This window comes from Gluconobacter sp. Dm-62, from assembly GCF_018256155.1.
Lineage (GTDB): Bacteria > Pseudomonadota > Alphaproteobacteria > Acetobacterales > Acetobacteraceae > Gluconobacter.
Genome location: NZ_JAERLY010000004.1, coordinates 16,491 through 30,782 on the forward strand (window position 1 = coordinate 16,491; position 14,292 = coordinate 30,782).

At 59.7% G+C, this 14,292-nt stretch carries 10 protein-coding genes; 5 read left to right on the forward strand and 5 right to left on the reverse strand.

Annotated features, from left to right (window positions below; all coding sequences use genetic code 11):
- Window positions 1-89: 89 nt before the first annotated feature.
- Window positions 90-524: an NUDIX pyrophosphatase gene (locus tag JK202_RS06050; RefSeq protein ID WP_211559250.1), complete on the forward strand. Its 435-nt coding sequence runs from the start codon at window positions 90-92 to the stop codon at window positions 522-524.
- Between the two features lie 4 nt (window positions 525-528).
- On the opposite strand, the gene greB is transcribed toward JK202_RS06050, so the two are convergent.
- Window positions 529-1,035 carry a transcription elongation factor GreB gene (greB, locus tag JK202_RS06055; RefSeq protein WP_211559252.1) on the reverse strand — a complete coding sequence of 169 codons (507 nt, stop codon included), beginning with the start codon at window positions 1,033-1,035 and terminating at the stop codon, window positions 529-531.
- Window position 1,036: 1 nt separating this feature from the next.
- A complete protein-coding gene (gene uvrB, locus JK202_RS06060) occupies window positions 1,037-3,247 on the reverse strand; it encodes an excinuclease ABC subunit UvrB (RefSeq protein ID WP_283091785.1) in 2,211 nt (736 codons plus the stop codon).
- A 169-nt stretch (window positions 3,248-3,416) separates the two neighbouring features.
- Here uvrB and JK202_RS06065 point away from each other — a divergent pair, with 169 nt between their 5' ends.
- From JK202_RS06065 to JK202_RS06075, 3 genes are all read left to right on the forward strand, one after another.
- Window positions 3,417-3,830, forward strand: a complete 414-nt coding sequence (locus JK202_RS06065; protein WP_211559254.1) for a hypothetical protein — start codon at window positions 3,417-3,419, stop codon at window positions 3,828-3,830.
- A 679-nt stretch (window positions 3,831-4,509) separates the two neighbouring features.
- Window positions 4,510-6,729 carry a TonB-dependent receptor domain-containing protein gene (locus tag JK202_RS06070; RefSeq protein ID WP_249199753.1) on the forward strand — a complete coding sequence of 740 codons (2,220 nt, stop codon included), beginning with the start codon at window positions 4,510-4,512 and terminating at the stop codon, window positions 6,727-6,729.
- 292 nt (window positions 6,730-7,021) lie between these two features.
- Entirely contained in the window at window positions 7,022-9,385 is a 2,364-nt protein-coding gene (locus JK202_RS06075; RefSeq protein WP_211559256.1) for a glucose/quinate/shikimate family membrane-bound PQQ-dependent dehydrogenase, read from the forward strand.
- Window positions 9,386-9,452: 67 nt separating this feature from the next.
- Here JK202_RS06075 and JK202_RS06080 read toward each other — a convergent pair whose 3' ends face one another.
- A complete protein-coding gene (locus tag JK202_RS06080; protein WP_211559258.1) occupies window positions 9,453-10,814 on the reverse strand; it encodes an AarF/ABC1/UbiB kinase family protein in 1,362 nt (453 codons plus the stop codon).
- An 8-nt stretch (window positions 10,815-10,822) separates the two neighbouring features.
- Window positions 10,823-12,631: a M3 family oligoendopeptidase gene (locus JK202_RS06085; protein WP_211559260.1), complete on the reverse strand. Its 1,809-nt coding sequence runs from the start codon at window positions 12,629-12,631 to the stop codon at window positions 10,823-10,825.
- A gap of 112 nt (window positions 12,632-12,743) precedes the next feature.
- Between JK202_RS06085 and JK202_RS06090 the strand changes: the two genes are divergently transcribed.
- Window positions 12,744-13,898, forward strand: a complete 1,155-nt coding sequence (locus tag JK202_RS06090) for an acyltransferase (protein ID WP_211559262.1) — start codon at window positions 12,744-12,746, stop codon at window positions 13,896-13,898.
- Between the two features lie 5 nt (window positions 13,899-13,903).
- Here the strand turns inward: JK202_RS06090 and JK202_RS06095 are convergent, their stop codons facing one another.
- Window positions 13,904-14,278, reverse strand: a complete 375-nt coding sequence (locus JK202_RS06095; RefSeq protein WP_211559263.1) for a hypothetical protein — start codon at window positions 14,276-14,278, stop codon at window positions 13,904-13,906.
- Window positions 14,279-14,292 lie beyond the last annotated feature (14 nt).

The following is a 14,292-nucleotide window of genomic DNA, read 5'->3' on the forward strand; positions in this document are numbered from 1 at the left end:
AAACTCCGGCAGGGAGAAAGGGGAGTGGTCCAGTCCTCTGTAACCGCATGACCCGGTTTTTCAAAATCCCGCACCACGGAGTTTCCTAAATGACTACCCCACGCCGCGCTCCGTTTCAGGCTCTCGTCCTGCCGTTCCGCAAAGCCGATCGCGGCACCGAATACGCCCTCTTCCGCCGCAGCGATTCCGGAGACTGGCAACCCATTGCAGGCGGGGGTGACGAAGGCGAAACACCCCATCAGACCGCAAAACGTGAAATGCAGGAAGAAAGCGGCCTGTCCGCTGACACCCTCCTGTTCCCGCTACAGGCAAGCGCCACCATCCCGGTCAGCCATTTCGCAGCCCGATCCGAATGGTCGCCACAGCTCTACGCCACCAGACAGACCCTGTCCCTCTCCGCCGAACACACGATCTGCGGATGGTTTTCCTACGAAGACGCGCGCCAGCACCTGAGTTGGGACTCCAACCGCACGGCCCTGTGGGAAACAGCCGAACGCCTGCGCGACGGTAAACTGCTGCCGTAAGCGCTCAGACCGTCGCCACCGCCACGGGATAGACAATCTTCAGGATCTCGATCTCAACCGGCCCGCGCGGCGTCTGCAACATCGCAACATCGCCCACGCGCGTCCGCATCAGTGCCCGCGCCACCGGCGAAACCAGACTGACCTCTCCCCGCACAAGGTCGGACTCGTCCACGCCAAGGATCGTCACGATATGCTCGACGTCATCCTCGTCCACATACGTCACGGTCGCGCCAAAAAACACACGGTCCCGCGTCGTCTGCCCGGCGGGGTCGACGATCACCGCATTTTCCAGCCGCTTGCCCAGAAACCGCATCCGCCGGTCGATTTCCCGCAGCCGACGCTTGCCATACTGATAGTCCGCGTTCTCCGAACGGTCGCCGTTACTCGCCGCCCAGGACACGATCTCCACAATGCGCGGCCGTTCCTTCTGCGCCAGCTCCTTCAGCTCGGCCTGCATGACCGCAGCCCCTTTCGGGGACAGATAATGCGAGAGCGGCGTCTTCTCAGCCATCTCAGCGCCCCCGGCCACGCTTCTTTTTCGCGGGATCATACCCGCCCCCACCTGGCCCCAAAGGCACAGGCGTCTTCGGAGCTTTCCGCGCGCCCGGACGCCCTGCCGTCGAAGACGCAATCGGCGGCGGCTCCAGCCCCATATCGATCGCTTCCAGACGCTTGACCTCATCGCGCAGCCGCGCAGCCTGCTCAAAGTCCAGATTGGCCGCAGCCTCGCGCATCCGCTTTTCCAGATCCTGGATCGTCGCGGGCAGCGACTTGCCGACAAACTGTTCCGTATCGCCAGCCCCGTCCGGCGCCACCGTCACATAATCCTGCTCGAACACCGACGACAGCGCATCCCCGATCTTCGAGCGCACCGTCATCGGCGTAATGCCATGCGTCTCGTTCCACTCCGTCTGCCGCGCCCGACGCCGCGCCGTCTCTTCGATGGCGAATTTCAGACTGTCCGTCATCTTGTCCGCATAAAGCAGCACACGTCCCTCAACGTTACGCGCCGCACGCCCGATCGTCTGAATCAGGGAAGTCTTGGACCGCAGGAACCCTTCCTTGTCCGCATCAAGGATGGCCACAACCGAACATTCCGGAATATCGAGCCCCTCACGCAGCAGGTTGATCCCCACCAGCACGTCAAACGCTCCGAGCCGCAGATCACGGATGATCTCGATCCGTTCCAGCGTATCCACATCCGAATGCAGATACCGGACCTTGACGCCCGCCTCCCCGAGATAATCCGTCAGATCCTCAGCCATCCGCTTGGTCAGCGTCGTCACCAGAACACGACCGCCTTTGCTGATCGCATCCCGGCATTCATGCAGCAGATCATCAACCTGCCCTTCGACAGGCCGCACATCCGTCACCGGATCAATCAGCCCCGTCGGACGGATGATCTGCTCAGCAAACACACCCGCCGTCTGCTCCATTTCCCAGGGCCCCGGCGTCGCCGACACGAAAATCGACTGCGGCCGGAACGCATTCCACTCCCCGAACGCGAGCGGACGGTTGTCGATGCAGGACGGCAGGCGGAACCCGTAATCCGACAGCACGCTTTTCCGCGCCCTGTCCCCACGCTCCATCCCGCCGATCTGCGGCACCGTGACATGGCTTTCATCAACGATCAGCAGCGCATCTTCCGGCAGATATTCGAACAATGTCGGCGGCGGGTCTCCCGGACCACGCCCCGACAGATAGCGCGAGTAGTTCTCGATCCCCTTGCACGCCCCCGTCGTCTCGATCATTTCCAGATCGAACGTGGTCCGCTGCGACAGGCGCTCCGCCTCCAGCAGTTTGCCTTCTTCAGTAAACTGCGTCAGCCGCCCTCGAAGCTCGTTCTTGATCCCGATCATCGCCTGATTGAGCGTCGGTCGCGGCGTCACGTAATGCGAGTTCGCATAGACGCTGATTTCCGCCAGATCTGCCGTCTTGTTCCCCGTCAGCGGATCGAACTCCACGATCTGGTCGATCTCATCGCCAAACAGCGACACCCGCCAGGCCCGGTCCTCGTTCTGCACCGGGAAGATGTCGATCTGCTCGCCCCGGACCCGGAACGTCCCGCGTTCGAACGCCGCATCATTGCGCCGGTACTGCAACTCCACCAGCGCCTTGATCAGCCGCTCACGGTCAATGGTGCCCCCAACCTCAAGCCGCACCACCATCTTTGAATACGTCTCGACCGATCCGATACCGTAAATGCACGACACAGATGCCACGATGATGACGTCATTACGCTCCAGCAGCGCCTGCGTGGCCGCATGGCGCATCCGGTCGATCTGCTCGTTGATCTGGCTATCCTTCTCGATATACGTGTCCGACCGCGGCACATACGCCTCCGGCTGGTAGTAATCGTAGTAAGACACGAAATACTCGACCGCATTATCCGGAAAGAACTGCTTCATCTCCCCGTAAAGCTGCGCCGCCAGCGTCTTGTTTGGGGCGAGGATGAGCGTCGGCTTCTGCGTCGCCTCAATCACTTTCGCCATACTGAACGTCTTGCCGGACCCCGTAACGCCCAGCAGAACCTGGTCCCGCTCGCCGCCCTCAACACCCTTCACAAGCTCCGCAATTGCCGTCGGCTGATCGCCCGCTGGTTCATAGTCCGACTTGACGACAAGCTTGCGCGTCTTGGGTTTGACGGGCTGCTTCTCGGGGAGAAACTGCGTCAGAGGCATCGACACGGCATTGCGAACGGAAGAGGAAGATTTTGTGGCCATCATGGCAAGATGGGAAACCCCGTGACACAGGGCAAGAGGCATCTGCACAGAGGCCCGAAAGGACAGTATTCCGCCTGCGTATCTTTATGACATTTTATTGCTGAAAGGGATGGAGGGACTCGCAGCCCGGCGGTATCAACACCCATGTCTCTTTGAAGGAAGAACCGTCATGGACGTCCAGACGATCGAGCAGACCTATAATCAGCTCCAGCAGCAGGCCCAGCAATCCGCGCAGGCGCTTCAGGCCCTCGGCTCCAAAATGCAGGCTGCCGCCCAGACCGGCGACATGCAGGCCCGCGAATGGTCTCTCGACCTGCGTGAACTCGCCCTCGCCTTCCAGGCCGAACAGCAGCAGGTCACGAACCTCCTGCAACAGCTCCATGCTGCCCTTGCCAACGCCCAGCAGGATTACGGCACGCAGGCCACCTATCAGGCCCCGACGCCGCAGGTCCCTGTCCAGCCAGTCCAGTCCGTACCGGACAATAATTTCGTTTCGAACATCCTCAATTCCGGATTCGCCCGCTCCGTCGAAGCCGGCGCCGGATTCAGCATCGGCAACGATCTGATCAAGGAAATCTTCTGATTTTCACACGATGTTTCTGAACTGATTTTTCCGGTACCCCTGCCCGGTAACCCACAGACACCCAACCCGGACCCGGCTGACCACCGGGTCAAGTCCTCTCCCCGCCTCAGGTTTCATTCAACAGAAACAAACCGTCTCCCGGTGCAGTTTTCAAAGAGGCTCCAAGAAATCATATACGAAAACAGAACGCTCTCATTAGAAACCCACGTCATGCGTCGTGGAATAAATTAAAATTCTTTCAAGAATTTGTTTTCAATAATCAAATGAATAAAAATCATTCTCCCTGAATACAGATCATATATTTGCCTGTATTCAGGAAAACCGCACCCACTCTGCTTACTGAAGCGAGGCGACAGGTGATGTATTTATGAAACATAGTGAAAAAACCGTGCGATTTTGCCAACAAATATGTTGTTATGTTTCTTTTTTATGACGTAGCGTGACCTTCAGGATTTACTTGGACAAGAATTAGGACCAGCCCGTGCAGTCAGACTTGGGACGATATCTCTTATCCGGTGTCGCGTTGATCGGCCTTCTGATCAGCCCGGCTCAAGCCGCTACTACCGATCATAAAACGCATCCGCATCGTTCGAACCACACCCGGACCACAGCGCCCGCACACCACGCGCAGCCTGCCCGTGCCCACAAGCACGTGGAAGTGGCGTCCGGCTCCGAAGACATGACCGTTCATGCGCAGCGCAGAGGCTCCCACAGCGCGGTGGAAGTCGTCACACGCGAAACGATGGATCACTTCGTCGCCGGCACCAGCCCGATGCAGATCCTCGCCCTCACGACACCCGGCGCGAACTTCGCCTCCGATGACGCTTTCGGTCTCGATACGGTCGCCAACACCCTCTATGTCCGCGGCTTCAACCAGACCCAGCTCGGTGTCTCGCTCGATGGTATCCCGATGGGTGGCCAGGGCTTCCACAACTGGAACGGCCTCGGCGTCGACCAGATGGAAATCCAGGAAAACATCAGCAGCCTGACCATGTCCCAGGGCGCAGGCGCACTGGACACGCCCTCGGCACAGACGCTCGGCGGCGCCATCACCTTCACCTCAGCGGATCCGTCCGACAAAGCCGGCGGCCAGATCAGCCAGCTCTTCGGCAGCTATAACGGCTTCAGAACCTTCGGCCGGGTGGACAGTGGCAAGCTGAACGCCAGCGGCACCAAGTTCTACGCCGCCTATGCTCGCACGGATCAGGATCTGTGGAAAGGATATGGGGACCAGCAGGAACAGCAGGCCAATTTCAAACTGGTCCAGCCCGTCGGTGACCGCGGCAAGATCACGGCTGTCTTCGACTACTCGAATTTCGAGCAGTACAACTACCTCAGCCTGACGAAGAACATGTGGCAGAAGATGGGACGCAACACGACCTATCTGAAACCCAATTACGCCCTCGCCAAGGAATACGCCTATTACGCCCAGAATGGCGGTGTCCCCGCTGGTCTTGAAGGCGTCCTGTCCAACGACGAAATCGGCGATTACGCCTATGACGGCACCCAGACCCAGAGAAACTACCTCTCGGCCATCACGGGCGAATTCCAGCTGTTCCCCAACGTCACATCCAAGACAATCGCCTACGCGCATGTCTCGAACGGTGATTACAGCGCCACCAACCCGTTCCTGACCTCGCCAACCTCGCAGGTCCCAATGGCGATGGAAACCGGTCATCCCGACGTCCGCCGTCTGGGTTTCGTCCAGAATTTCGACATCCATGCCGGTCATCACAACGATATCAAGACCGGTATCTGGTACGAGAACGACCGCTTCAATTACCCGATGATGATGTATGAAGATGGCGTCAATACGCCGCATTCCTCCATCGCCGACTTCAAAAACGGAACGACCTGGTGGGCGGATTCCTTCAACACCAACACGTTCCAGTTCTATCTGCAGGACACATACCAGATCATTCCGGGCATGACCGTTGAAGCAGGCTTCCGTTCCCTGCTGCAGACAACGCATGGCGGAACCAGCGTCGACAACACCAGCACGCTCTCGTCATGGGGCGTCTATTACAGCCACCCTGCGTCCGGTAACCTGACAGCCGCGAACGCGTTCCTTCCGCATTTCAACTTCGACTACCACTTCCTCAATCAGCACGAAGTCTATTTCGATATCGCTGAAAACATGCGGGCTTATGACTACTCGGCCCAGAGCTCCAGCGGCTCGCCCTGGTCCGGTCTCGGAAGCGCCTCCAACCCCGCACAGACCGTCTTCGACGAAAACAAGAAGTCCCTGCGTCCCGAGCGGACCTGGAACTACGTGGTCGGTTACCGCTTCAACTCCCACTTCTTCTCCGGAAGTGCCGATTTTTACCACACCGATTACTACAACCGCCTTGCCGCCATCACGAGCGGCTCCACCGGCAATACCTACAGCTCATTCATGAATGTGGGTCGGGAAACCATGAACGGCGCCGACGTCGCCGGTACGTTCCGCCCGCTGCCCGGTCTGGCCATCACCAACAGCTTCAGCTGGAACGATGCCACCTACGAAGACACGCATCTGCCGTATAACGGCGGTTACGTCAGCATCAAGGGCAAGCAGCAGGTTTACTACCCGAAGTTCATGTACAAGGCTGACGTGAGCTACACATGGCACCGCGCAACCTTCAACTTCAACACGACGTACACAAGCGCACGCCAGATGACCTACACCAACGATGAGCAGATCCCGGCTTACTGGACATCAAACCTCAACGTTGCTTACGATTTCGGCAAGGTCGGCTTCGCCCAGAACCTGAAGACCTCCTTCGGAATCACCAACCTGTACAACCAGAACTATATCGGTGGCGTCTATGGCGCAGCATCCGTCGCCGGTGACGACAACGCCAACCTGTTTGTCGCAGCCCCGCGCGAATTCTTCGGAACCGTCGCAGCACAGTTCTGATCCAGCCGCCAAAATCTGGCGCCCTTTACGGGTGCCAGATACTGCGCGTGCCCACACAATCCCTCTGCGTCAAAACATATCACATACATATTGTGATATTATCATGCCAATTCCGTTATCACCGCTCATGCTAATGTTATATTTAACATAAGCACAAACGTGTCATGCATCGTTCTGATCAATCCTGATCCAAGGATTTCAGCCCGATGCATACCCGATCACCTCGTCTTCCCTGCGGAATGGCCCAAAGCCCAGCCCGCCAGACGCCTCCCTGCGCAGGAGGCCTCTTCAAATGAACAGCGGTCCCCGCGTCCTCTCGATGATCATCGGAATTCTGGGCGCCCTTATGGCGGCCTTCCTGATCCTCGAAGGTCTCCACCTCATCGTTCTCGGCGGCTCATGGTTCTATACCCTTGCCGGTATCGCGCTGGCCGCCTGCAGCTATTACATGATCCGTCGCAACATCCTCTCGACATGGATCGCCCTCGGCCTCCTGCTCGCGACGATCCTGTGGTCTCTCGCAGAGGTCGGCATCAGCTTCTGGCCCAGCTTCTCCCGCCTGATCGTGTTCCTGTGCGTCGCCCTGACCGCGACCCTTATGGCCCCCTGGCTCAGCGGCCCCGGCCGGCGCTACTTCACCCGCCCCGTCACAGGCGCCACATCCGGCGCTCTCGGTGCGGTCATCGTGGCCTTCCTGGCCGGCATGTTTCAGGTCCACCCGACCATCGCCCCGCAGGACACCACGCACCCGCAGGACACCGCATCCGCAAACGAGCCCGATCAGACCGGCCATGACTGGCCCGCCTATGGCCGCACGGCTTCCGGCACGCGCTACGCCAGCTTCACGCAGATCAACCGGGACAATGTCGGCAAGCTCCGCGTCGCCTGGACCTACCGCACCGGCGACATGGCGCTGAACGGCGCCGAATTTCAGGGCACCCCCATCAAGATCGGCGATACGGTCTATATTTGCTCACCCCACAACATCGTCTCGGCGCTCGACCCCGACACCGGCACGGAAAAGTGGAAGTTCGACCCCCACGCCCAGACAAAAGTCTGGCAGCGCTGCCGCGGCGTCGGCTACTGGCATGACAGCACGGCCACGGACGCCAACGCGCCCTGCGCCTCCCGCATCGTCATCACCACGATCGATGCGCGCCTCATCACCATCGACGCCCGCACTGGCCAGGCCTGCACGGATTTCGGAACGAACGGCAACGTCAATCTCCTGACCGGCCTCGGCCCCACAGCACCGGGCTCCTACTACCCGACAGCAGCCCCCCTCGTGGCGGGTGACATCGTGGTCGTCGGCGGCCGCATCGCCGATAACGAACGCACCGGCGAACCTTCCGGCGTCGTCCGCGGCTATGACGTCCGCACGGGCACACTGGTCTGGGCCTGGGACGCCACCAACCCGCATCGCGGCACCACACCGCTGGCAGAGGGCGAAATCTATCCCGCCGAAACCCCCAACATGTGGGGCACCGCCAGCTACGATCCCAAACTCAACCTCGTCTTCTTCCCACTCGGCAACCAGACCCCCGACTTCTGGGGCGGCGACCGCAGCAAGGCCTCGGATGAATACAACGACGCCTTCGTCGCCGTGGACGCCAAAACCGGCGACGAACGCTGGCACTTCCGCACCGCCAACCACGATCTCGTGGATTACGACGCCACCGCCCAGCCCATCCTCTACGACATCCCGGACGGCCATGGCGGCACCCGACCGGCGATCATCGCCATGACCAAGCGCGGCCAGATTTTCGTGCTCGACCGCCGCGACGGCACCCCAATCGTCCCCGTGGAAATGCGCAAAGTCCCACAGGACGGCGCACCCGAGCACCAGTACCTGTCCCCCGTGCAACCCTATTCCGCCCTCTCGGTCGGAGCAGAGCGGCTGAAGGCCAGCGACATGTGGGGCGGCACGATCTTCGACCAGCTCCTCTGCCGCATCCAGTTCGCCTCCTACCGCTATGAAGGCGAATTCACCCCCGTCAACGAGAAACAGGCCACCATCATCTATCCGGGCTATTACGGCGGCATCAACTGGGGCGGCGGCGCCGTGGATGAAAGCACTGGAACGCTGCTGGTCAACGACATCCGCATGGCCCAGTGGGGCAAGTTCATGAAGCAGGAAGAAGCCCGCCGCAGCGGCTTCAAACCCAGCTCCGAAGGCGAATATTCCGAACAGAAAGGCACCCCCTGGGGCGTCGTCCGCTCAATGTTCTTCTCCCCCGCTGGTCTCCCCTGCGTGAAACCGCCTTATGGCACGATGAACGCCATCGACCTGCGCAGCGGCAAGGTCAAATGGAGCATGCCCCTCGGCACCATCCAGGACATGCCCATCCACGGCATGGTCCCCGGCCTCGCCATCCCACTCGGAATGCCGACCATGAGCGGCCCGCTGGCCACCCATACCGGTCTGGTGTTCTTCTCCGGCACGCTCGACAATTACGTCCGCGCGCTCAACACCGACACTGGCGAAGTCGTCTGGAAAGCCCGTCTCCCCGTCGCCTCACAGGCCGCTCCCATGAGCTACCTGTCCGACAAGACCGGCAGACAGTTCATCGTCGTCACCGCAGGCGGCCTGACCCGCTCCGGCGTCGACAAGAACCGCGGCGACTACGTCATCGCCTACGCCCTGCCCTCAGAATAAGAGCGCAGACACAAAAAAAGGGGCGCTTCCCGCAAAGGAAGCGCCCCCTTTTCATAACCAGAGCCCCTCAGAGCGAAGACAGCGCCGGTGGCACCTTCGCCTTCTCCAGAGCGTCCTTTTGACGCGCCGCCAGAACATTCACATCGAAGCCCTCGATCAGTTCCTCGAACATCTTGTGCCAGTTCAGCCGCGCTTCCAGACGCAGGAACGCACTGCCCAGCCCGATCGCAGAACGGTCCATCAGCACGAACTCACGCGGCAACCGCACACCGCCCGTCCGCTTGAGACCTTCATAGACCTTTTCGAGAACCTGACGCGCCTCGGCCGGATCATTGCTCTCCTGCATGGAGCACACACGATCCGTCATCAGCGGCCGGTAGAAGAACCGCGCCCATTCATTCAGGATATTCGCCGTCTCGCGCGAAATCCCGACAAAACCCCACTTGCTGTAAGCGTGGAACGCCAGTTCCTCGTTATTCTCCCGCAGCGCCGTGAACAGATCGATGATCCCTTCCACAAACCGCGGCGAAAAGACCCGCACAGCCCCGAAATCCAGCAGGTTCAGACCATAATCATCCCGCACGGTGAAATTGCCCATATGCGGGTCGCCATGAATGACACCATAGCGATAGACCGGCGTGTACCAGGCCTTGAACAGCGCCGTGGCCATCGCATTGCGATCCTCCAGCGGCAGGTTCTCACCCAGAACGGTCCGCATGCTGCGCCCGCTCACCCAGTCCATCGTCAGCAGCCGCCCGGTGGACATCTCTTCAACCGGAGCCGGCACCGTCACTTCGGGCGTGTTCGAAAGCATGTCCCGATACAGCCGCAGATGGCTCGCCTCACGCCGGTAATCCAGCTCTTCGCGCAGCCGGTCCGCCAGCTCGGTATAGACCTCGTCCTGACGGATGGCCGTCTCGAACTGCCGGTAAATCCCCAGCGCCGCCCGGAACTGCCGCAGATCCGAGTCCACAGCCGCCTGCATGTCCGGATACTGCAACTTGCACGCGACTTCGCGCCCGTCGACCAGACGCGCCCGATGCACCTGCCCGAGCGACGCCGCCGCCACGGCCTCATGGCTGAAGGAGCGGAAATGCTTTTCCCAACCCGCGCCAAGCTCGGCCTGCATGCGACGGCGCACGAAGCTCCAGCCCATCGGCGGCGCATTGGACTGCAAATGCGCCAGCTCTTCGGCGTATTCGTCCGGAAGCGCACCGGGAATGGTGGAGAGAAGCTGGGCCGCCTTCATCAGCGGGCCCTTGAGGTTTCCCAACGCCGACTTCAGGCCCTCTGCATGAACGCCCTTGTCCGTCTTGAAGCCCAGACGGTTACCCGCCATCCGTGCCGCAATGCCGCCGACCGCGCCGGAGGTCCGCGCCATGCGACGCAGCTCCCCCATGAGGCCGGTGTTGTCGAGATCCCTCGCCATGATGCTCCTCAGTCCTCCTGCTCGAGCTGATCAATCAGCCCCGAGATCACATCCAGTCCTTTACGCCAGAAACCCGGATCTGTCGCATCAAGTCCGAACGGCGCGAGCAGTTCCTTGTGTCGCAGCGTCCCGCCCGCTTCGAGCATGGTGCGGTATTTCGCAGCAAAACCCTCAGGTTTTTCCTGATAAACGCCATAAAGCGCATTCACCAGGCAGTCCCCGAAAGCATACGCATAAACATAGAACGGCGAATGCACGAAATGCGGAATATAAGACCAGTAGAGATCATAATCCGGTGTGAAGTGGAATACGGGCCCCAGACTCCGCACCTGAACCTCACGCCAGATTTCCCCCAGACGCTCCGGCGAAAGCTCACCCTTCGCCCGCTCGTCATGAACCTTCACTTCGAACTGGTAGAACGCAATCTGCCGGACAACCGTGTTCAGCATGTCCTCGACCTTCGCCGCCAGCATGTGACGACGACGCTTCGGATCGCTCTCCGCATCCAGCAGTGACTGGAACGTCAGCATCTCGCCGAACACCGATGCCGTCTCCGCCAGCGTCAGCGGCGTATCGGCATTCAGATAGCCCTGCGTCTTCCCGGCGAGGGTCTGATGCACGCCATGGCCCAGTTCATGCGCCAGCGTCATGACGTCACGCGGCTGCCCACGATAGTTCATCAGGATATATGGATGAACAGACGGCACGCAGGAATGGGAGAACGCCCCCGAAGACTTCCCTGCGACCGGAGCCGCATCGATCCACGGATGCGTCAGGAACTTCTGGACGATCTCACCCAACGCAGGATCGAACCCGGCATAGGCGTTGCGCACGATCTCTTTGCCCTGCTCCCAGTCGATTTTGCGCACATCCACACCCGGCAGCGGCGCATTGCGGTCCCAGTGCTCCAGCTTTTCCAGCCCGAGCCACTTCGTCTTGAGCGCATAATACCGATGCGCCAGCCGCGGATAAGCCTCGTCCACCGCGCCCACCAGCGCATCGACAACCTTGTCCTCGACCATGTTCGCCAGATTGCGCGAACTCGTCGGACGCGGATAAGCGCGCAGCTTGTCCCCGATCGCCTTGTCCTTGGCGAGCGTGTTGGTAATCATCGTCAGCAGACGCGAATTCTCACCCAGCACCGCGCTAATCTGCTCGGCTGCAGCCTCGCGCTTCGCACGATCCGCATTCGTCAGCAGATTGAACGCATCGCCCAGCGGCTTTTCTTCACCGTCGATCGTGACACTCAGAGTCGCCATGGTCTCATCGAACAGCCGGTTCCAGGCGATGCGCCCCGTCACCGACTTATCCATCAGCACCTGCTCGACCTCGTCGGAAAGTTGATACGGCCGGTACATCCGCAGATCCCGCAGATAGGCATCCCATTTGCGCATCTCCGGCGCCTCGCAGATCCGCGCCAGCGCCTCGTCGGGAATCCGGTTCAGCTCCAGCGTAAAGAACATCAGATCGGAGGCCACCTCCGTCATCCGCTCCTGCACACCCTGCGCAAACCGCCCCCAGACCGGATCAGTCGTATGCGCCGCAAAGCCAAGGCTTGAGAAAGACCCGATCTTTCCCAAGCCCTCCTCGATCGCCTCATACTCCGCAAACGCCTTGGCAAGCTCCGCACCAGTCAGCGTCTCCAGATGTCCCTTGTACGTCTCGCAGAAACGCCGCGCTTCCCCGGCTCCGCGGTCAAAATCCGCAGCCAGAACCGGATCTTCCGGCGAAGCATAAAGATCAGAGAGATCCCAGCGGGGCGGCATCTGCTCCACAGAGGAAGAATTGGGCGTGCCGTCAGCGGCAGAAAAGAGCATGGTCATATCCTGACCTTAGAGCCACAATCACCGCCGTCAAACGGGATGTTGATGACAAATCCGTAGTGTAAAACCATAACATGGGCCGCCACACCGGATCTTCCGACGCTTTATGAACAGATACCCCCCCCAGGCATCACCTCTGCCGGCATCCACGCCTCTGGCATCTTTCGAAAACCTGAGGGAGCGAATCGCAGGCCCCGATCTGGTCCGCACGGTCGCCATTCTCGATGTCCTGATCTGCCATGACGGAAGCCTGTTTCTGGACTGGTGGCACCGGCCTCTTCCCACGCATCTGGCAGTCCTCGGCTTCTACGGCGTCATGCTGTTCTTCGTCCTCAGCGGCTTTCTGATCGGCACAATCATGCTGGACCTGCTGGAGCGTGGAACCAGCGCGAAAGGCTGGGGCATTTTCCTGATCCGCCGCTGGCTTCGCACGCTCCCCGCCTATTATGCGTGGCTGTTCGTCCTGCTGATCCCGCTCGCTTATTTTGGTCCCTATGGCGTGACATGGAACGAAGCCCGCCACGCCCTGCCCTGGTTCCTGACCCTGACGCAAAATCTCGGCTGGCCTATGGTTTCGAACTGGTACGGCGTCACATGGTCACTCTGCGTGGAGGAATGGTTCTACATCGCCTTCCCCACCTTGCTGCTGACGCTGCTTGCCTGCCGCGTCAAACCGGCGCTGGCCTTCGGAACCACGCTTGCCGCCTTCTTTATCATCCCGCTCTGCTGGCGCCTGTCCCTGCCCACGGACGTCAACTGGGACGAAGTCACCAGCAAGATCGTCCCCTGCCGCCTTGATTCAATTGCATGGGGCATCGCCGCCGCCTGGCTTTACCGATCTTCGGAAGGCGTCGCCCGGCTCCACAGACCCCTGGCCATTCTCGGCACGGCCATCATTCTCACGATCTGGATGGCGGATCTCCTGACTATCCCTCTCTGGACACACCATTTCCAGACCATGGCCCTGTTCGACGTCGCAGGCTTCGGCTACGCGCTCTGCATGCCCGCAATGATGCGCCTGCGCACCCTGCCGCCCCTGATCGGCCCGGCAGTCCGCAGCATCAGCACCCACAGCTACGCGCTCTACCTGTGCCATCTCCCACTGGCCATGCTGGCCGGAGATCTCCAGACCCGCTACGGCCTCGGCCGCAGACACGCCGTCATCTTCACGATCCTCACCACCATCGGCGGCGCCGTCCTGTCATGGTGCCTCGTGGAACGCCCCTGCCTGAAACTCCGTCCCGGTCAGTCTCTGAATTAATCAGGTTAGAAACCTGCCTTTTTCTGATATTCCCGAATATAATTATAAATCTTATCTTTCGTGATTCCAAAATCACAGGTTTCATAGTCGATATATTTTTTGTAGATCGAGTAAATTCCGAGAGCCATCTCTCCATGAAAAATACAACTATTTATGATTTTATAATCATCATTAGAGAATATATTCGTATATTCTTTTTTATTCTCCATCATAAGAGAATATACCTTATTTGCCATTGATAATATTTCATTGGCACCGAACATTCCCAATATTGATATTTCAATACTATCAGAAAATTCGAAAACTGTTGCGATGAGATAACTCCTCAGCGAAGCCATCTCATCATGGGTTAATGTCAGATCACCGACAGTATCGACCATCTTCCTTACTACCT

What these genes read in the sequence shown, in the direction of transcription:
- JK202_RS06065 (WP_211559254.1), top strand. Translation starts at nt 3,417, where the DNA reads ATGGACGTCCAGACGATCGAGCAGACCTATAATCAGCTCCAGCAGCAG.
- JK202_RS06090 (WP_211559262.1), top strand. Translation starts at nt 12,744, where the DNA reads ATGAACAGATACCCCCCCCAGGCATCACCTCTGCCGGCATCCACGCCT.
- JK202_RS06095 (WP_211559263.1), bottom strand. Translation starts at nt 14,278, where the DNA reads ATGGTCGATACTGTCGGTGATCTGACATTAACCCATGATGAGATGGCT.
- greB (WP_211559252.1), bottom strand. Translation starts at nt 1,035, where the DNA reads ATGGCTGAGAAGACGCCGCTCTCGCATTATCTGTCCCCGAAAGGGGCT.
- JK202_RS06080 (WP_211559258.1), bottom strand. Translation starts at nt 10,814, where the DNA reads ATGGCGAGGGATCTCGACAACACCGGCCTCATGGGGGAGCTGCGTCGC.
- uvrB (WP_283091785.1), bottom strand. Translation starts at nt 3,247, where the DNA reads ATGGCCACAAAATCTTCCTCTTCCGTTCGCAATGCCGTGTCGATGCCT.
- JK202_RS06050 (WP_211559250.1), top strand. Translation starts at nt 90, where the DNA reads ATGACTACCCCACGCCGCGCTCCGTTTCAGGCTCTCGTCCTGCCGTTC.
- JK202_RS06070 (WP_249199753.1), top strand. Translation starts at nt 4,510, where the DNA reads ATGACCGTTCATGCGCAGCGCAGAGGCTCCCACAGCGCGGTGGAAGTC.
- JK202_RS06075 (WP_211559256.1), top strand. Translation starts at nt 7,022, where the DNA reads ATGAACAGCGGTCCCCGCGTCCTCTCGATGATCATCGGAATTCTGGGC.
- JK202_RS06085 (WP_211559260.1), bottom strand. Translation starts at nt 12,631, where the DNA reads ATGCTCTTTTCTGCCGCTGACGGCACGCCCAATTCTTCCTCTGTGGAG.